1 pseudogene is annotated in these 394 nt (G+C 40.6%); it reads left to right on the top strand.

Going from position 1 to position 394, the window contains the following annotated elements:
* Positions 1 to 126: 126 nt before the first annotated feature.
* A pseudogene (gene yrkP, locus AY633_RS12270) lies at positions 127 to 394 on the top strand (two-component response regulator YrkP); the annotation flags it as partial.

Here is a 394-nt window from a genome sequence, read left to right as displayed (position 1 = left end):
TGGCGAGCATCAGCTTTCATAAATTGTTAAGATTTACGTAGTATCTTATAACGTACTTATTACTATGAACGATATATAGTAAGGACACACGAGAAATAACAACAAGAATCATGAGGTGAGAGAGACATGGCCTATCGAATATTAGTCGTAGAGGATGATGAGGATATTGGTGATCTTTTGGAGGAATCCCTTACACGTGCAGGTTACGAGGTGCTAAGAGCCAAGGATGGACAGCGAGCATTGAAACTTGTGAATGACTCTCTTGATTTGGTTATTTTGGATATTATGATGCCAGGCATTTCGTGAATTGAAACATGTCAGCACATCAGGAAATCCTCTAACGTCCCGATTCTGTTTCTGACGGCCAGATCGAGTACACTCGATAAAACTGAGG

Source organism: Planococcus maritimus (genome assembly GCF_001592825.1).
Taxonomy (GTDB): domain Bacteria; phylum Bacillota; class Bacilli; order Bacillales_A; family Planococcaceae; genus Planococcus; species Planococcus maritimus_C.
This window is presented reverse-complemented; position numbering and strand designations above follow the sequence as displayed.